Origin of the sequence: Pseudomonas sp. PS02290 (assembly GCF_029960075.1) — a bacterium.
GTDB lineage: Bacteria > Pseudomonadota > Gammaproteobacteria > Pseudomonadales > Pseudomonadaceae > Aquipseudomonas.
Genome location: NZ_JASCOY010000236.1, coordinates 1 through 339 on the forward strand (window position 1 = coordinate 1; position 339 = coordinate 339).

A 339-nucleotide genomic window follows, 5' to 3' on the forward strand; every position below is an offset into this window, starting at 1 on the left:
ATCCCAACGCGCTGGCGGCACCTCGCGTGCAGGAGGCCAATCAAACCACCATGGTGCTGGACCTCGAAGCGCTGGGCGAGAGCGACGGTCATGTGCTCATCCCCGCTTTTGTCGGGGACGGCACGTCCTATACGGTCACCCTCGAATGGGTTGGCAAAACGCCGACGACTATCATCGAACTGACATTGCTGCCGATCAGGGTCATCGACCCTGGCTTTGATCGCGCCACCTTCGTCATTCCAAACGCCGACCTGAAAGCCATCGCAGGCGGCTCGGCGGTGGTGCGCTACAGCCTGGTTCAGACGGGTACGACAAAGAACTCGAAAACCACCAGCATCA

General features: G+C 60.2%; 1 protein-coding gene. It reads left to right on the top strand.

Annotation, left to right across the window (positions count from 1 at the left end; all coding sequences use genetic code 11):
- Positions 1-339 (top strand): hypothetical protein (locus QMX88_RS29360; protein ID WP_282373744.1); only part of this gene is annotated, 339 nt, incomplete at both ends.